The organism is Xanthomonas cucurbitae (assembly GCF_002939885.1).
GTDB classification, from domain to species: domain Bacteria; phylum Pseudomonadota; class Gammaproteobacteria; order Xanthomonadales; family Xanthomonadaceae; genus Xanthomonas; species Xanthomonas cucurbitae.
In genome coordinates this window covers 83,858-100,874 of record NZ_MDED01000017.1, presented here as the reverse complement: position 1 = coordinate 100,874, position 17,017 = coordinate 83,858, and the positions used below count along the sequence as shown (strand labels likewise).

Annotated in this window: 13 protein-coding genes and 1 pseudogene; 3 read left to right on the top strand and 11 right to left on the bottom strand. The window is 63.6% G+C overall.

Going from position 1 to position 17,017, the window contains the following annotated elements; all coding sequences use genetic code 11:
• Nucleotides 1–84 precede the first annotated feature (84 nt).
• Together XcuCFBP2542_RS10895 and XcuCFBP2542_RS10890 are read right to left on the bottom strand one after the other, a co-directional pair.
• Nucleotides 85–816 carry a Fic family protein gene (locus XcuCFBP2542_RS10895; RefSeq protein WP_249027642.1) on the bottom strand — a complete coding sequence of 244 codons (732 nt, stop codon included), beginning with the start codon at nt 814–816 and terminating at the stop codon, nt 85–87.
• Nucleotides 817–969: 153 nt separating this feature from the next.
• The gene (locus XcuCFBP2542_RS10890; RefSeq protein WP_104603597.1) at nt 970–1,266 is read right to left on the bottom strand and encodes a helix-turn-helix domain-containing protein; all 297 of its coding nucleotides are present in this window, start codon (nt 1,264–1,266) and stop codon (nt 970–972) included.
• A gap of 213 nt (nt 1,267–1,479) precedes the next feature.
• On the opposite strand from XcuCFBP2542_RS10890, the gene XcuCFBP2542_RS10885 reads away from it, so the two are divergent.
• A complete protein-coding gene (locus XcuCFBP2542_RS10885; protein ID WP_104603585.1) occupies nt 1,480–1,764 on the top strand; it encodes a hypothetical protein in 285 nt (94 codons plus the stop codon).
• Between the two features lie 646 nt (nt 1,765–2,410).
• Nucleotides 2,411–3,385 (top strand): GGDEF domain-containing protein, encoded by a 975-nt coding sequence (locus XcuCFBP2542_RS10880; RefSeq protein WP_104603584.1) that lies wholly within the window; start codon nt 2,411–2,413, stop codon nt 3,383–3,385.
• 220 nt (nt 3,386–3,605) lie between these two features.
• Here the strand turns inward: XcuCFBP2542_RS10880 and XcuCFBP2542_RS10875 are convergent.
• The 6 genes and pseudogenes from XcuCFBP2542_RS10875 to XcuCFBP2542_RS19725 form a co-directional block, all read right to left on the bottom strand.
• A pseudogene (locus tag XcuCFBP2542_RS10875) lies at nt 3,606–5,021 on the bottom strand (efflux transporter outer membrane subunit); the annotation flags it as partial.
• Nucleotides 5,015–5,746 (bottom strand): SDR family oxidoreductase, encoded by a 732-nt coding sequence (locus XcuCFBP2542_RS10870; RefSeq protein WP_104603583.1) that lies wholly within the window; start codon nt 5,744–5,746, stop codon nt 5,015–5,017. The gene XcuCFBP2542_RS10870 and the pseudogene XcuCFBP2542_RS10875, both read right to left, overlap by 7 nt.
• 34 nt (nt 5,747–5,780) lie before the next feature.
• Entirely contained in the window at nt 5,781–8,951 is a 3,171-nt protein-coding gene (locus XcuCFBP2542_RS10865) for an efflux RND transporter permease subunit (protein ID WP_104603582.1), read from the bottom strand.
• A gap of 175 nt (nt 8,952–9,126) precedes the next feature.
• Nucleotides 9,127–10,317, bottom strand: a complete 1,191-nt coding sequence (locus XcuCFBP2542_RS10860) for an efflux RND transporter periplasmic adaptor subunit (RefSeq protein WP_104603581.1) — start codon at nt 10,315–10,317, stop codon at nt 9,127–9,129.
• On the bottom strand, nt 10,314–11,087 hold the full coding sequence (locus XcuCFBP2542_RS10855) for an SDR family oxidoreductase (RefSeq protein ID WP_104603580.1): 774 nt from the start codon (nt 11,085–11,087) through the stop codon (nt 10,314–10,316). Before XcuCFBP2542_RS10855 ends, XcuCFBP2542_RS10860 begins: the two co-directional genes overlap by 4 nt.
• A complete protein-coding gene (locus XcuCFBP2542_RS19725) occupies nt 11,084–11,311 on the bottom strand; it encodes a hypothetical protein (protein ID WP_104603579.1) in 228 nt (75 codons plus the stop codon). The genes XcuCFBP2542_RS10855 and XcuCFBP2542_RS19725 overlap by 4 nt, the downstream gene beginning before the upstream one ends.
• Before the next feature lie 129 nt (nt 11,312–11,440).
• On the opposite strand from XcuCFBP2542_RS19725, the gene XcuCFBP2542_RS10845 reads away from it, so the two are divergent.
• Nucleotides 11,441–12,475: an XC_2801 family transcriptional regulator gene (locus XcuCFBP2542_RS10845; RefSeq protein ID WP_104603578.1), complete on the top strand. Its 1,035-nt coding sequence runs from the start codon at nt 11,441–11,443 to the stop codon at nt 12,473–12,475.
• A gap of 171 nt (nt 12,476–12,646) precedes the next feature.
• On the opposite strand, the gene XcuCFBP2542_RS10840 is transcribed toward XcuCFBP2542_RS10845, so the two are convergent.
• The 3 genes from XcuCFBP2542_RS10840 to XcuCFBP2542_RS10825 form a co-directional block, all read right to left on the bottom strand.
• Nucleotides 12,647–13,372, bottom strand: coding sequence for a YiaD family glycine zipper/OmpA-like lipoprotein (locus XcuCFBP2542_RS10840; RefSeq protein WP_104603577.1), 726 nt, complete (start codon nt 13,370–13,372; stop codon nt 12,647–12,649).
• 171 nt (nt 13,373–13,543) lie between these two features.
• Complete coding sequence (locus XcuCFBP2542_RS10835; RefSeq protein ID WP_104603576.1) at nt 13,544–14,962, bottom strand: cryptochrome/photolyase family protein; 1,419 nt, start codon at nt 14,960–14,962, stop codon at nt 13,544–13,546.
• A gap of 440 nt (nt 14,963–15,402) precedes the next feature.
• Nucleotides 15,403–16,833 (bottom strand): replicative DNA helicase, encoded by a 1,431-nt coding sequence (locus XcuCFBP2542_RS10825; RefSeq protein WP_104603575.1) that lies wholly within the window; start codon nt 16,831–16,833, stop codon nt 15,403–15,405.
• Nucleotides 16,834–17,017: the final 184 nt, after the last annotated feature.

The window sequence follows — 17,017 nt, the reverse complement described above, 5'->3', positions numbered from 1 at the left end:
CGACGGCGCTGATGCGCTGCAAGCCTTGCCCAGAGCGAGTTTTGCGCATGGCAAGCAACTTTCTTGGCTGAGGGATGGGGCTAATCAGGTCCAGGTTTGACCCGTTCGCTGTTTGGCAAAGGTCAGGCAGTGAGCAATGTATAGTGGATAGAGGTTTCGATAGCGTCCCGCAAGATTCATCAAGAGGGTGCGGGTCACCCGTCCATTAGTATCACTAAGTGGATGGATGCAGATCATCTGATACGCAATGGCTTCGAAAAATGCGCAGTTGATTGTCTGGGCGCTCTTGCCTTGTAGTAAATCTTCGAGGTTTCTCAGAAGATAAGGTAGTTGATTTGCCTGCGGTAAAACAAGCCAGGCTTCTGACGGCTTCTTTCCACCGACCCATGCATTATCTGTGCGACTTCTGACTTGGCTATTGCCTAAATTTTTGGCCAAATTTAATGACCAGTTTAAAATACCATGCGCATCTGGAAGCCCTGCTTTAAGGGATGCATTGATGGCTGATGTCGCATAGCGATTTGCCCTCAAATCAGCAATGCCGGAGAACTTCCAGGTTCCTCTGCATACATGAACTAACCGAGAAGACAGAGCTGAAAGGTAGCCAACGCATTGAGCATCTGACTCAAACCGTTGGTAATCCCCTATTTTTTCATAGGTTCGAAGTGGTGGATCCAACAACGCTGGCGTATAGACCGAAAACGATGCATCGAGCCAAACCGAAGCATCAGGCGCATCGCGTCGTCCTGGAAGTGGCGCAAAGGCCAAATCAAGCGGCGCTAACTCAAAATTTCCATCCATAAAATTTCGACGCACTGACCAAGCCCGGGCAACATGCCCTGACAACTATGTCAAAGCAAGGTAAAAATAATGAATGAATGAATGCGCGTCACAAAAATGGTTAAAATTCGATGATTATCAGAAAACCCTTACAGCTAGCTCGAACTTCACCGACACATGTGATGCCAGTTAACGCACACGATTGGTCTTGGAACGAGACTTGATGTCAGCCAAAAGCGCGTGCTGATCTTTGGTGGGAAGCTGCATGAACTCCTGGATGAGTTCTGCTAGTTCCTCTGTCTCTGCATAGAGGTAGGCGAGAGAGACGCCTAGGGCATCAGCCATCTTCTGGGCGGTCTCACTGTCGCACTCGTGCACTGCCCGCTCGTATCGATTGATTCGAACGGCTGCGACATCTTCTGGTAGTCCCATGAGCACTCCTAATGCCTTCTGGCTGAGCCGAAGTGTCTTCCTCCGCTTCTTCATGCGGGCGGCGAAGACGACACGAACACTGCGGGCGTTGGGAGAAGTCATGCCCCAAGGATGAACGTAAGCTACGTTGCTCGTAAATTACGTTGCCCGTATCTTACGTTTAGCGTATCTTTTGCTTCGTTGCAACCCCGGTGGTCGGTAATTGTCGACTTCGACAAGTCCTTGTAGTCGGAATTCTCTGACGGGTCTTGGGACGGAGGAAGTGCAATGGCTGTCTACGTCGTGACTTGGAACCTCAACAAAGAACGCAGCAACTATGACGCTGCGCGCCGCCAGTTCATCCAGCATTTGGAGCGCTACGCCAACACGCAGGACAGCGGATTGGAAAGCGTGCGATGGATGCAGAGCACCGGAACTGCTCAGCAGTTGAGTGATGACCTCCGTCAGAAGCTTGACAACAATGATCGCCTCTTTGTGAGCAAACTCAGTGTCGATCAATACGCTGGATGGCTCGCCAAAGATGTCTGGGATTGGATCCGTCCACGGTTGTGACGGTGGTCGGGTATCATCTGAGGTATCAAAGCAAACCCATCCATTGAGTTCTAATTTGTTTAGGATCAGTGGATTGTCTGAGGGCGTTTACAGGCTCCGCCCACCTCCACCAATGAGCGGACCGATGAGGTCCTGGAGAGGCCGGGAACCCCTGTAAAACAAGGGTTCTCGGCCTTTTTCATGCATGAAGCAGCGGGTACGTGAACGTCTCGATCCATGCGGAAAGGCCCACGGTTCCGTCTGCTAGCTGATTGACGCCGCGCACCTGCTTGCCAGGGGCCAACCGGCCCGCATTTGCTGTCATGCGAGCGATACGGCCGCCCGTCTCAGCAACTTCCTGCGGTCCGGCCAGGTCCTGTGCTGCTTAGCAGCAACCTGGCACAGTGCAAAAAAAATCCAGATAATCGGAACCTGCATCCCGACTGGTAGCCAACTGCGGCAATGCATCCAGAGATCTGTCAAGTTGTGCGCAGCAGGGCACGCCCGGCTGCCTCGGCGGCATCAAGGCCGCGACGACGAAGCCGTCAAGCAGGCGAAAATCCGGCCAGACAACGCTTCATTTTCCGACCCGTGGTCGCGGCACCCGCTGGCTCAATTTCTGCCGAGTCCGGTCGATAATGTTGCAGATTCCTAAAGAACCTTCAATGTGATCCTCCACCTGCGGCGGGATTTTCGTCTGGGCATCGTCAAGCTGCTTGGGCCAATCACTGCGCTACTGCTCTGCCTTTACGCGGTCTATCTGGCTGTGTCCGGCCAAGTGGTGGCGTGCCTGGTCACCACTACGTTGGGCATGTTGGCGATCTGGCGCGGCTGGCGGATGCGTATCGCCGAACGTACGGGCGCCGGTGGCGTCTGGTTGGCGTCGATCAATGTCGGAGGTTGCCTGGTGGCCTGCTGGACCGGCGGCGACGGCGCGCTGCCTTGGCTGTTTCCGGTGTTGGCGACCAACTATTTCCTGTGTGGGCCGCAGCGTGCGGTATTGCTGAGCCTGCCGCTGCTGGCCGCCTTGCTGTTCCTGCCCGGCCTGATCGTGAGTGCCGGCCAGGGCGTGTCGACCGTGGCGGTGACCCTGGTCACGTTGGCGGTGGGCTACGTGTTTTCGCTGCGGATGCAGGACGACCGCGTACATCTGGAAGAGCTGGCGTCGCTTGACGCGCTGACCGGCCTGCCGAACCGACGCATGCTCGAACGCGCGCTGACCCACCAGATCCAGCAACGTCAACCGCAGGACCGGCTCAACAGCCTGATCATCCTGGATCTGGACCATTTCAAGGAGGTCAATGATCTGTACGGCCATGCCGCAGGCGATGCGGCGCTGTCGGACCTGGCCACCATCCTGCGCTTCGAAGTACGCGCGCCGCATCAGGTCTTCCGCTTTGGCGGCGAGGAGTTCGTGGTGCTGCTGCGCGCCGCTTCGCTGGCCGAACTGGAGGCGACCACCGAGCGGTTGCGCAAGGTGATCCGCAACGGGTTACGCGGGCCGGGCGGGCGCATCACCGTCTCGCTGGGCGCGGCACGGCACGATGGCGAAACCCATTGGCAGGACTGGTTTTCGCGCGCAGATGCGGCGCTGTACCTGGCCAAGAACAGCGGCCGCGACAGCGTGCGGCTTGCCGACTAAGGGACAGCAGGACATGCGCGCGGCGACCATCGCCACAACGCGCATGCGTCCTCGCCCGCCGGGCGACGCGGCGTCACCGGTCAGATGCGGGACCTCCCGCGCCGCGTGACGATGTCGACCAGCAGCACTGGCAGACCGCGATGCCGGATCGTCAGCGCGCGGTCTGCCCGCGCTCGAACGAGGTGCCGCTTGCCATCTGCCCGGATGCCTCGACGGCACCCATTGCCAGAGGAACGGCCGTCGGCGCCTGGCCCTGCTTCCACCCGCCCAAGGCCTTGTATACACCGACCACGCCGACATTGACTGCCGCCTCGGCCTGCGCCAGGGCATCGTCGGCCGCCAGCTGGGTGCGCTGTGCATCCAGCAAGGTGAGGAAGTCTTGCGAACCTTCGCGGTAGCGGATCTGCGCCAACTGTTCGGCACGCCGTGCGGCATTGGCCTGCTCGACCACGATGGCCAGGCGCGCCTGCTGGCGGCCGTAGCCGATCAAGGCGTTTTCGGTGTCTTCCAGCGCCAGTAGCACGGCCTGCTGATACTGTGCCAGCGCACCTTCGGCCTGCGCCTTGCTGGCACGCAAGCGCGCCCGCACGGTGCCGAAATCGAACGCCGCCCAGCTGATCGACGGAGTGATCGACCAGGCCTTGGCATTGCCGTCGGTCAGCCGCGCTGCATCGCCGGACAGGAAGCCGACAAAGCCGCTGACGCTGATACGCGGGAACAGATCGGCCGTGGCAACGCCCACCTGCGCGGTGGCTGCCGCCAGCTGGCGTTCGGCGCGACGCACGTCCGGGCGCTGACGCAGCAATCCGGCCGTATCGCCCAGCGGCAACGGCCGCACGAATGCCGGCATGCTGCGCGCGACCAGGGTGGCGTCCAGCGCATTGGGCTGTTGGCCAAGCAACACGGCCAGCCGGTGGCGGTACTGTGCCTCGGCGGTTTCCAGCAACGGAATATCCGCTTCGATGGCTTTCAGGCGGGCCAGGCTGCTCTGCACATCCAGCTCGCTGCCGGCACCCAGGTCCCAACGCGTCTGCGTCAGCTTCTGGGTGTCGTGCAGATTGCTCAGGGTGCGCCTGGAGACAGCGAGCTGTTTCTGGGTGCCGCGCAATTGGAAGTAATTGCGCGCTACTTCGGCCGCCACGGTGACCTGCACGTCCTGCAGGTTGGCCTGCTCGGCATCCAGGTCGGCACGCGCCGCTTCCGATGCGCGGCGCTGGCGGCCGAACAGATCCAGTTCCCAGGCTGCATCGAGACCAAGGGTGGTTTGTTCGGTGAGGAAGCGCTGATTGCCGGCGATCACCTGCTGCTGTTCGCGACGATCGAAGCTGCCTTGTGCGGCGATGTGCGGCGCCTGATCCAGACGACGTTCGACGAACACCGCGCGCGCCTGCTTGACACGCGACACGGCGATGCGCAGGTCGTGGTTGGCGAACAAGGCATCGCGTACCAGCTGTTCCAGCACCGGGTCGTCGAATTGCGACCACCAGGTGCCGACCGGGGATTCGGCGCTGAAGGACGCGTTCTGCGCGCCCTGCAGCGTGACCGAGGCGGGTGGGTCGGGCCGGTAATCCGGCCCTACCGCGCAACCGCCGAGCACCAGCGCGGCCAGTGCCGTGCCGAGCAATGTTCTTACCATGGCAAGGTCTCTCCCAGGTGGGTGTAGCTACCGGTGGGGCCGTGGGCGTCCAGCAGCGCCATCTGCACGCTGCTGTGCGCGCCCTGCGCTACCTCGATCTCGCCCTCGCCACTGTTCATGTCGGTCTTGACGTAGCCCGGGTGCACGGTATTGACCTTGATCGGGGTGTCGCGCAGTTCGTAAGCCAGGTGCACGGTCCAGCTGTTCAAGGCGCTCTTGGAGGCGTTGTAGGCCGGCACCTTGAAGTCGTAGATGGGCGAACCGGGCTGGCTATGCAAGGTCAACGAGCCGAGGATGCTCGACACGTTGACGATGCGGCCAGCCAGCGAGCGACGCAGTAACGGCAGGAACGCCTTGGTCACGCCCACCACCGCGAACAGGTTGGTGTCGAAATTGCGCTTCCAGGTGTCCAGGCTTTGCTCGGACGGCTTGCGTTGCACGTCGTCGATCATGATGCCGGCGTTGTTGACCAGGATGTCCAGGTGGCCGTGACGCTGCCCCACCGTGCCGACGGCCGCGGCGATGCTGATGTCGTCGTTGACGTCCAGTTGAATCGCTTCCACCGGCAGGCCTTCTGCCTGCAGCGTGAGCGCGGCGGCCACCGCGTCGTCGCGCTTGCGGCCGGCCAGCAGCGTGTGCACGCCGGCCTGGGCGAGTTGACGAACGGTTTCCAGGCCGATGCCGCGGGTGGCGCCGGTGACCACTGCGATCTTGGTGTTGCTCATGTGCTGAATCCTTTTGGATGATGGATATGAGGAATTACGCCTTGACGGCGTCATGCGGAACCACAGCCGGTGCAGCGGGCCCTCGACGGGTCACCCACTTACGCAGCGCCACATAGAACACAGGCGTCAGGAACAGTCCGAACAGGGTCACGCCCAGCATGCCGGCGAACACCGTGATACCGGTGACCGAACGCACTTCGGCGCCGGCACCATGGCCGAACACCAGCGGCACGGTGCCGGCGATGAAGGCGATGGAGGTCATCACGATGGGGCGCAGGCGCAGGCGGCAGGCTTCCAGTGCTGCTTCAACAATGCCCTTGCCGTGCATTTCGAGTTCGCGGGCGAACTCCACGATCAGGATCGCGTTCTTGCAGGCCAGGCCCATCAACACCACCAGGCCCACCTGCACAAACACGTTGTTGTCGCCATTGGTGAGCCACACACCGAACAACGCAGACAGCAAGGTCATCGGCACGATCAGGATCACCGCCAGCGGCAACGTCCAGCTTTCATACAACGCGGCCAGCACCAGGAACGCCAGCAGCACCGCCATCGGGAATACGATCAACGCCGCGTTGCCTTGCGTGGACTGCTGATAACTCAGGTCGGTCCATTCGATGTTCATGCCGTTGGGCAATACCTGCGGCGCCATGCTGGACAGCGTCTGCATCGCTTCGGTGGAAGACAACACGCGCGGGTCCGCTTCACCGATCAGGTCGGCGGCCGGGTAGCCGTTGTAGCGGATCACCGGATCCGGGCCATAGGTCTGGCCCAGCGTCACCATGCTGCCGATCGGCACCATCTCGCCGTTGGCATTGCGGGTGCGCAGGTTGGCGATGTCTTCGACGCTATCGCGGAACGGTCCATCGGCCTGGGCGATCACTTGGTAGGTGCGACCGAAGCGATTGAAGTCGTTGATGTACGACGAACCCAGATAGGTCTGCAACGTGTCGAACAGATTGGTCAACGGCACGCCCTGCGCCTTGGCCTTGTCGCGGTCGACCTTGGCATCGAGCTGCGGCACGTTGGCCTGATAGGTGCCGATCGGGAACTGCATGCCGGGCGTTTGCGAAATCGCACCGGACATCGCATTCACCGCGCTCTGCAGCTGGCCATAGCCCAGGCCCGCACGGTCCTGGATGTACAGCGAATAGCCCGAGCCCTGGCCCAGCCCCAGAATCGGCGGCGGCATGAAGGCGAACGCAAAGCCCTGCTGGATCTGGCTGATGCGCGCATTGATTTCCGCATTGATCTGCACCGCACTACGGCTGCGCTGACTGAACGGCTTGAGGGTCAGGAACACCGTACCGGTATTGGGGGTGTTGGTGAATTGCAGCGGATTCAAACCCGGGAACGCAATCGCGTGGTCCACGCCTTCGGTCTGCAGCGCGATCTGGGTGATCTGACGGATCACCTCGTTGGTGCGCTCCAGCGATGCGCCTTCCGGCAGCTTGGCGCCGGCGATCAGGTACAGCTTGTCCTGGGTCGGGATGAAGCCGCCCGGCACCACCTTGAACATGAAACCGGTGCCGACCAGCAGCAACAGATACACCACGAACACTGCACCACGCTTGCCCAGCGCACGCGACACCGCACCCTGGTACTTGTGCGAGCTGCTGTTGAAGAAGCGATTGAACGGACGGAACAGCCAGCCGAACAACCGGTCGATCAACCGCGACGGGCCGTCCTTGGGTGCGTCGTGCGCCTTGAGCAGCATGGCCGCCAGTGCCGGCGACAGGGTCAGCGAGTTGATTGCCGAAATCACCGTGGAAATGGCGATGGTCACCGCGAACTGCTTGTAGAACTGGCCGGTCACGCCCGATAGGAACGCCATCGGCACGAACACCGCGCACAGCACCAGCGCGATGGCGATGATCGGTCCGGATACCTCGCGCATCGCCTGATGCGCAGCGGCCAGCGGGCTCAGGCCTTCTTCGATATTGCGCTCGACGTTTTCCACCACCACGATCGCGTCGTCGACCACGATGCCGATCGCCAGCACCAGCCCGAACAGGCTCAGCGTGTTGATCGAAAAACCCAGCAGGTACAGCGCGGCAAACGTACCGACCACCGACACCGGCACTGCCAGCAACGGAATGATCGACGCGCGCCAGGTCTGCAGGAACAGGATCACCACCAGCACCACCAGCAGCACCGCTTCCAGCAGGGTGTGCACCACCGCGCTGATGGAGTCGCGCACGAACACGGTGGGATCATAGGCGGCCGACCAGGCCATGTCCTGCGGGAACTGCTTTTCCAGCTCGGCCATCTTGGCGCGCACCGCATCGGACAATTCGATCGCGTTGGCACCGGGCGCCTGGAACACGCCCATGCCCACCGCGTTCTGGTTGTCCAACTGCGAGCGCAAGGTGTAGTTGCCCGCGCCCAGCTCCAACCGTGCCACATCGCTCAGCCGCACGATCTCGCCGCTGTTGCCGCTGCGGATCACGATGTTGCCGAACTCTTCTTCAGTGCTCAGGCGGCCCTGCGCGTTGATCGAGAGCAGGAAATCGCTCTTGTTGGGCATGGGTTCTGCACCGAGCTGGCCGGCGGAAACCTGCACGTTCTGCTCGCGGATCGCGGCGACCACGTCGCTGGCGGTGAGCCCGCGTGCGGCCACCTTGTTGGGATCCAGCCAGATGCGCATGGCGTAATCGCCCGAGCCGAAGATCTGCACCTGACCGATGCCGGGCAGACGCGACAACTCGTCCTTGACCTTCAAGGTGGCGTAGTTGCTCAGGTACAGCGAGTTGTACTTGCCCTTGGGCGAGGTCAGATGCACGACCATGGTCAGCGTCGGCGACTGCTTCTGGGTGGTCACGCCCTGCCGGCGCACGTCTTCGGGCAAACGCGCCTGCGCCTGGCTGACGCGGTTCTGCACCTGCACCTGCGCCTGGTCCGGATCGGTGCCGGGCTTGAAGGTCACGGTGACCACCAGCACGCCATCGGAGCCGGCCACCGACTTCATGTACATCATGTTTTCCACGCCGTTGATGGCTTCCTCGAGCGGCGTGGCAACGGTCTCGGCGATGACCTTGGGGTTGGCACCCGGATACACCGCGCGCACCTGCACGCTCGGCGGTACCACTTCGGGGTATTCGCTGATCGGCAGCAGCGGCATGGCGATCAAGCCGGCCGCGAAGAGGATGATCGACAGCACCGCGGCAAAGATCGGCCGGTCGATAAAAAAACTGGAAAAGTCCATTGAAATGGTCCTGAAGGAGGTTGCCGCCGGGTGGCGGCGCGGCACAGCGACCCCGGGCCGGCCTGATGACAGGGCCGGTCATTGGCTGCAATGCAGCGATGAATCAGTGCAGCCGTGGCAGGTGGTGCGCGGTCGCCGGGTCAGCGCGAGAACGCACACCGTGCGTGGGCGATCGCTAGTTCGAAGCGGTGCGCTTGTCCGCCGCCGGTGCCATGGCCACGGCCTTGGCATCGACCGGCATGCCGGGCATGAAGATCTTCTGCACGCCGTCGATCACCACGCGGTCGCCGGCGGCAAGGCCGGTGCGCACGATGCGCAGACCATCGGCGCTGCGGCCGAGCTCCACGTCGCGGCGCTGCGCCTTGCCGTCCTTGTCCACCACGTACACGTACTTGCGGTCCTGGTCGGTCAGCACCGCCTTTTCGTCGACCAGCATGGCCTTGAACTGGCCGCTGCCCAGCAACTGCACGTGCGCATACAGGCCCGGCGTGAACTGCCGCTGCGCGTTGTCGAGCACGGCACGCACGCGGATGGTACCGGTGCTGCGGGTCACCTGGTTGTCCAGGAAGTCCACCCGCCCGGTGTGCGGAAAGCCCTGCTCGCCAACCAGGCCGATACGTACCGGCAACTGGCCGCCGCGCGCGTCCGGGCGCTCACCGCTGCGCGCCATCTGCGCATAACGCAGGAAGGTGCCTTCATCCGCGTCGAAGTACACGAACACCTTGTCCAGCGATACCAGGATGGTCAGCACGCTGGCGCTATCGCCGGCGGTCACCAGGTTGCCGGCGGTGACCATCGCACGCCCGGCGCGGCCGTCGATGGGGGCACGCACGCGGCTCCAATCCAGATTGAGCCTGGCGGTGTCCACCGCCGCCTGCGCGGCCAGCAGGTCGGCATCGGCCTGATCGGCGGCGGCGCGGCGCTGCTCCCAGATCTCGGTGGAAATGGCCTGTTGCTCGGAGAGCTTGCGCGCGCGGGCCGCCTCGCTCCTGGCCAGGGTGGCCTGGGTGCGCGCACGCACCAGCGCGGCATTGGCACGCGCGAAGTCGGCGCGGTAGCTGCGGTTGTCGATGCTGAAGAGCACATCGCCCTTCTTCACTTCCGCGCCTTCGGTGTAGTTGACCTTGTCGATGTAGCCGGACACGCGCGGGCGCAGCGCGACGCTTTCCACCGGCTCGATGCGGCCGCTGAATTCGTCCCACTGGCTGATGTCCTTCATCAGCACCGGCGCGACGCTGACGCTGGGCGGCGGTGGTGCGCCGGTCTGCGCGGCACCGCCGCCGCACGCGGCAAGCACGGCCGCCAGGACAGCCGCGGTCAGGACGGTGCGCACGGGAAAACGGAACGGGGTGGCGTTCGGGGTCATGGGGAGATCTCTCGGGTGGTGATAGGCAAATGCAGACCGGCCAGCCGGTCCGCCGACGGGGCGGCATACGGACGACGGCTGACGGTCACGATGGGTTGTCCGTGCTGGCCAGGCCCGGCGATCAGGGAAACGGCGGCGCGACCGACATCCACGGCGCGAATCCATTCCGGACACGCCTCCTTGGCACGGCCCGGCGTACACACCGGCTGCTCGACCGACAGCAGGTGCACGCGAACGCCCAGTGACTTGGCTTCCTCGTGCAGCACCTGCGCCAGCATGCGGTTAGCGGCCGCGGCTACCGAGCGATCGCCGTGCGCCGACCACGCACGCAACGCGCACGGGCTGCCCAGGAGCAGATAACGGCCGCCACCATCGGCTTCGGCCAGCAGCGGCAGCAGATGGCGGGCGGCCGCCAGATGCGGCAGCACGTCGCGCTCCAGGCGGCGGCGTAGCGCGGCCACCGGCCGGTCCAACAGTCGCCCGGCCTTGGGCGGGCTACCCAGGCTGGCGATCACCGCGCCCAGCGGCCGCGGCCGTTGCGCCAGTTCGGTCGCCAGGCGCTGCGCGGAAGCATCGTCGGCCACCGAGCCCTGCACCGTGTCCAGCAGCGCCGAATCGCCATGCCGGGCACGCAAGGCGGCCAGCTTGGCAGCATCGCGTCCGATCGCCACGACCGGCATGCCGGCATCGAGCAACGCGGCCACGATGCCGGCGCCCACGTCGCCCGCGCCGCCGATCACGGCTGTCTCGGATTGCACCATCCCGCTCATGGGACTTTTGTTCCCGACATCGGGACAATACCGCGCTGCGCCCAACGCAAATACAGTCCAGTCCGCTTCGTTGGCGCGCCACCGGCCTGCCGCCTCGGCGAGGCGGCGAGGCTGCGCGAAACGCTGGCACGCTGGCCTTTCGCCGGGGAAAGCACCGGATCGAAGGCGCTTTCAATGGCGCTGCGGGAGGGAGAGGACACGCCGAAGACATCGCACAACCACATGGCCGTGCTCCTGGATGGAAGGGAGGCCGCATACGCTAGGCCTCAAAGCAGCACTTGATTAGTCCGGATTTAGGGGAATAATCATCCCGCAAGCGGTCTAATCCCTCCTGACCCCCGGAAGGCAGTCCCATGAATCACGATCTCAACGACACCCTGATCTTCGTCAAGGTGGTCGAACAAGGCAGCTTCATCGCCGCCGCCAACGCGCTTGGCCTGCCCAAGACCACCGTCAGCCGCAAGGTGCAGGAGCTGGAAACGCGGCTGGGCGCGCGCCTGCTGCATCGAACCACGCGCCGCATCGGGCTGACCGAAGCCGGCTCGGTGTACCACGAACATTGCCAGCGCATCGCCCGCGAGCTGGAAGAAGCCGAAAGCGCGGTGGGGCAATTGCAGTCCGGCCCGCGCGGCTGGTTGCGCTTCACCGTGCCGTATTCGCTGGGCATCACCTGGATCGCGCCGTTGCTGGGCGAATTCCATGCGCAATACCCGGAAATCCAGCTGGACATGCATCTGGGCAACGAGAAGCTGGACCTGATCGGTGGCGAAGCCGATCTGGCCCTGCGCGTCGGTGCCCTGCCCGACTCCAACCTGGTCGCACGCAAACTCGGCAGCCTGCGCACGCAGGTGTTTGCCAGCCCGTCGTATATCGAACGCTATGGCGAGCCGTTGCATCCGGACGAGTTGCAATTCCACCGCACGCTGGCGCTACGCAAGAACCGCAACGTGCACAACAACCGCTTTTTCTGGTCGCTCAGCGATGGCAGCGACGTGCGCGATTTCCCGGTCAATCCACTGATGGTGGCCAATGACCCGGCCGCGCTCAACGGCGCAGTACTGTGCGGCGAAGGCCTGTTGCTGACCGGCGATGTGATGGCCAAGCCGTTCGTGCAATCGGGCCTGGTGCGCCGCGTGCTGGCTGGCTGGACCGGGCCGGAAGTGGATTTCAATGCCGTGTTTGCCGGCGGGCGACTGGTCTCGCCCAAGGTGCGCGCGTTTGTGGACTTCCTGGTCACGCGCATGAACTTCGATGCCGACTACATGATGGCGCAATGCCCTGCCCGGCTTGTGGCGCAGAACGCCAACAGTGCGACGGACCTGCAGGCAGGCAGCGAGGCGGCGCTACGTGCCGAAGGCAAGCGCATTCTGGAAAATGCGACGGCATGAGTCGGGCCGCGACGACGCACTGAGGGCGCCTGGGTGACGCCTTCTCGCGCTCGCGGGAGAAGGTGCCCGAAGGGCGGATGAGGGCACATGAAAACAGGCCGCTTTCGCGGCCTGCATCATGACGCCGGCGCTGGCCACTCACGCGCCGTGCCCTGCATGAGCGCGCGCGACTCAACGCATGCCGGTATTGCCGGCAGCACCTTCCGAACGCAGCGGGATCAGACGGATTTCGACACGGCGGTTCTGCGCACGCCCGGCATCGGTGCTGTTGTCGGCGATCGGATAGCGCTTGCCGGCGCCCATGGTCTCCATACGTTCGCGCTGCACGCCCTGCGCGGTCAGGTACTGCGACACGGCATTGGCGCGTTCTTCGGACAGGCGCTGGTTCACCGCATCGCTGCCGACACTATCGGTATGCCCCACCACTTCCACCATGGTCTGGTTGTATTCGCGCAGGGTGGAGGCAACACCATTGAGTGCGCTGTAGAACTGCGGTTTCAACGCAGACTTGCCGAAGTCGAAGGTAATGCCGTCCGGCAGGTTCAAGGTGATGTTGTCGCCCTGCCGCTGCACGTCGATGCCGGTGTTGGCGGTGCGCTCACGCAGCGCCCGCTCCTGGCGATCCTGGTACTGGCCCACTGCCGCGCCGCTCAGCGCGCCGATACCCGCACCGACCATTGCATGCTGGCGGCGCTCGGTGGCGCTGTCGCCGGTGAGCAGGCCGGCAGCCACGCCAATGGCGGTGCCGATCAGCGCATTGCGCCCAGTACGGTTCTGCTGTTGGGTCTGGTCGCCATATTGATCGCGCTGCACGTACGAACCGCCAGTGGCGCAGGCGGACAGTGCGATGGCACTGGCCAGGGCGACGGCAAGAGGCTTGGTGGCTGCTGAAGACATGCGGTTCTCCTATCGCCGGATTTTCCGGCACTCAATCGTGTCGGCGAGCATAAACAGCACTGTGCGACTACCACATGAGGAAGCTGCGCACTGGTTGCACGCAACTGGCTCACCATTCAGGAAAGCGTTTCCGGCCGTACTCATCGAGATCCTGCGCATGGCGCAGGGACGCTAGCCGCGCGTTTTCGCATACGCCGCCAGGGCTGCATCGCGCCCTTCGGCCAGCCCGATGATGGGCGAACGCGGATACTCCGGTGCCAGGCGTGCCAGCGACAGCGGATGCTGCCATGGCGCAAAGCGCTCCTTCACTGGCAACTTGCCAAGCTCCGGTACCCAGCGCGTGATGTAGACCGCCTGCGGATCGAACTTTTCCGCCTGCGTTACCGGATTGAATACGCGGAAATACGGCGCGGCATCGGCGCCGGTACCGGCCACCCATTGCCATCCCATGGTGTTGTTGGCCAGATCCGCATCCACCAGCGTGTCCCAGAACCAGCGCGCACCTTCGACCCAGTGCATGCGCAGGTGTTTGCACAACAAACTCGCCACGATCATGCGCACGCGGTTGTGCATCCAGCCGGTGTGCCAGAGCTGGCGCATGCCGGCATCGACGATGGGAATGCCGGTACGCCCGCGTTGCCAGGCCTGCAACGCCACCGGATCGGCCTTGGCCCAATCGAAGCCTTCGAAGCGCGGATTGAGATTCTGGTTGGTGGTCTCCGGAAAATGGTGCAGCAGGTGATAGGCGAAATCGCGCCAGCCCAGCTGCCGGATATAGCCATCGATCTCCGCACCGTTGCGCGCGTTGCGCTGTACGTTCAACGCAGCGGCGATCCGCCACGGCGCGATCTCGCCGAAGTGCAGGTGCGGCGACAGTTGCGAGGTGCCGACACGATCGGGCCGGTCGCGATTTTCGCGGTAGCCGGAAAGCGCGCCGTCGATGAAGATCTCCAGCATCTCGTGCGCGCCCGCCTCGCCTGGCTGCCAATGCTCCCAGAAACCCTGGTCCCAGCTCAGCGTCGGTAGCAGCCCCAAGGTCTCCAGCGCGTCGCTCTTGAGCTTGGCCGGCAGCGGCGCCAGGCTGCGCGGCGCCGCCACCGGGTCGGGCAATTGCAATTGGGTCAGCGCGTTGCGCCAGAACGGAGTGAAGACCTTGTAAGGGCCGCCCTGCTGGGTGCTCAGCTGCCAGGGTTCGAACAACAGCGCCGAATTGCAGCTCTGCACCTCGATGCCGCGCTCGCGCAGGCCGCGTTTGATCTGTGCATCGCGCGGCTGGGTGGCCGGTTCGTACTTGCGATTCCAGTACACCGCCACCGCGTCGGTTTGCGCGATCACCTCATCGAGCACCTGCGCGCTGTTGCCGGCGCGAATCACCAGGCCGCTGCCCAGCGCGCGCAAGCCCGCCTCCAGCGCGGCCAGCGAACGATGCCGCCAGCTGCGCGAGGCCGCGCCCGGCATCCACTCGCCTTCCTCGTGCGGCGCATCGATATAGAGCGGGATCGGGTGGTGGCCGGCATCGAGCGCGGCGCGCATGGCCGGATTGTCTTCCAGGCGCAGGTCGCGACGGAACCAGACGATGGCGTAGGACATACGGACTCGGCAGCGACGATAAGGCTACGCAGCATAAGCGAGCAGATGCAACGATGGCGCGATGCATTGGCGGGCGATTCTGCTGCGGCAAGGGCCCTGCAGCAAACTCTCAGCTTCGGTCGAGTGCGCGGTGCTCTCACCGCACCAGACAGTTGGCTGGTGGCTTTTGAAAGCTCTACGCACCGACCAACTTGACTGGTCCTTGCCCGCTCACCGTCGCGGGACCTTTGGCGGCATGGACGCCGCCAAAGAGCTTACAGGGACGTACTTGCAGCGTGTCCTGCGATGGTGGGCGGGCAAGGACCCTGCAGCCAAGCCGCAGATCGCCCGCCCTGCACCCGACACATCCGCAGCGTCTGCGCGGATACCAACCAAACGCTGACTGCGTCCTGCGGAGCGGCGAGCGCAGTCGTCATATGAGCGGCCCCACAACACTTCGACTACTCGAAACTGCCCACCGAGTCGTGTGCCAGATTGTCGAAGCGGGTGTATTCGCCGAAGAACTTGAGCTTGCACGAACCAGTCGGGCCGCCGCGGTGCTTGCCGATGATGATCTCGGCCAGGCCCTTGTCCGGCGAATTTTCCTTGTTGTAGTAATCGTCGCGGTAGATGAACACGATCATGTCCGCGTCCTGCTCGATTGCGCCGGATTCGCGCAGGTCGGCCATCACCGGGCGCTTGTCGGTGCGCGTTTCCAGCGAGCGGTTGAGCTGGGACAAGGCAATCACCGGCACGTTGAGTTCCTTGGCAAGGCCCTTCAACGAACGCGAGATTTCCGAAATTTCGGTGGCGCGGTTTTCGCTGTTGCCCGGAACCGACATCAGCTGCAGGTAGTCGATGACGATCAGGCCCAGGTCGTGTTCGCGCTTGAGCCGGCGGCACTTGGAGCGCAGCACTTCCGGCGACACGCCCGGCGTGTCATCGATGAAGATTTTGGTTTCCTTGAGCATCTTGATCGCGCCGGTCACGCGTGCCCAGTCCTCGTCTTCCAATGCACCAGTGCGCAGACGCTGTGCGTTGATGCGGCCATTGGAGGAGATCAGGCGCATCGCCAACTGCGAGGCCGACATTTCCATCGAAAACACCGCCACGCCCTTCTTGGACTTGATCGCGGCGTATTCGGCAATGTTCAGCGCGAAGGTGGTCTTGCCCATGGCCGGGCGTGCGGCCAGGATGATGAGATCGGTCGGCTGCAGGCCGGCGGTCATCGCATCGAAATCGTTGTAGCCGGTGGGCAGGCCGGTGATGTTTCCGCCGTTTTCGAAACGGATGCGCAGTTCCTCGAAGGCGTCCTTCAACGCACCGGGCATCGCCACGAAGTCGGTGCGCCCGCGGGCGCCGGCCTCGGCGATCTTGAACACCGCTTTTTCCGCCGCCGACAGCAGCTCCACGCTCTCGCGGCCTTCCGGCTGGAAGCCGTCGTTGACGATGGTGGTGCCCACTTCGATCAACTGCCGCAGCACGGCCTTGTCGCGCACGATCTCCGCATACGCGGCGATGTTGGCCGCCGACGGCGTGGTGCTGGCCAGCTCGATCAGATAGGCGCCATCGCCCACCTGCTCCAGCTTGCCCTGCGATTCGAACCACTCGCCCAGGGTCACGGCGTCGAACGGGCGATCCTTCTCGGCCAGTTCGCGGATGGCGCGATAGATCAGCCGGTGGTCGCGCCGGTAGAAGTCGTTCTCGGTGAGCTGGTCGTTGACCCGGTCGAACGCATCCGGCGCCAGCATCAGCCCGCCAAGCACCGCCTGTTCGGCCTCGACCGAATGCGGCGGCACCCGCAACTGATCGAGCCGTGGCTCGGGACGATCGTAATCGTCATCGTCGCGATCGCGATTGCGCTTGGAACGGAAACCAGGACGAGCGGACATGGACAAACAGACCTGACGCAGGGGACACGAGGGCAGGAAGCATAGTCATCGGCAGCGCCGACGACCATGCACAACTCTGTGGATAACTGGTGGACAGCCAGTGCAGCACTGTTCTACACCGCCACTGTCGCACCAGTCGCGACCCTTGCGCTGCCAGGGTTTGAACACCCTATCAATACCCTTG

Coding starts and splice junctions, on each gene's coding strand:
- XcuCFBP2542_RS10890 (WP_104603597.1), bottom strand. CDS start 1,266: ATGAAGAAGCGGAGGAAGACACTTCGGCTCAGCCAGAAGGCATTAGGA.
- XcuCFBP2542_RS10885 (WP_104603585.1), top strand. CDS start 1,480: ATGGCTGTCTACGTCGTGACTTGGAACCTCAACAAAGAACGCAGCAAC.
- XcuCFBP2542_RS10870 (WP_104603583.1), bottom strand. CDS start 5,746: ATGAGCAACACCAAGATCGCAGTGGTCACCGGCGCCACCCGCGGCATC.
- XcuCFBP2542_RS10865 (WP_104603582.1), bottom strand. CDS start 8,951: ATGGACTTTTCCAGTTTTTTTATCGACCGGCCGATCTTTGCCGCGGTG.
- XcuCFBP2542_RS10860 (WP_104603581.1), bottom strand. CDS start 10,317: ATGACCCCGAACGCCACCCCGTTCCGTTTTCCCGTGCGCACCGTCCTG.
- XcuCFBP2542_RS10855 (WP_104603580.1), bottom strand. CDS start 11,087: ATGAGCGGGATGGTGCAATCCGAGACAGCCGTGATCGGCGGCGCGGGC.
- XcuCFBP2542_RS19725 (WP_104603579.1), bottom strand. CDS start 11,311: ATGTGGTTGTGCGATGTCTTCGGCGTGTCCTCTCCCTCCCGCAGCGCC.
- XcuCFBP2542_RS10845 (WP_104603578.1), top strand. CDS start 11,441: ATGAATCACGATCTCAACGACACCCTGATCTTCGTCAAGGTGGTCGAA.
- XcuCFBP2542_RS10840 (WP_104603577.1), bottom strand. CDS start 13,372: ATGTCTTCAGCAGCCACCAAGCCTCTTGCCGTCGCCCTGGCCAGTGCC.
- XcuCFBP2542_RS10835 (WP_104603576.1), bottom strand. CDS start 14,962: ATGTCCTACGCCATCGTCTGGTTCCGTCGCGACCTGCGCCTGGAAGAC.
- XcuCFBP2542_RS10825 (WP_104603575.1), bottom strand. CDS start 16,833: ATGTCCGCTCGTCCTGGTTTCCGTTCCAAGCGCAATCGCGATCGCGAC.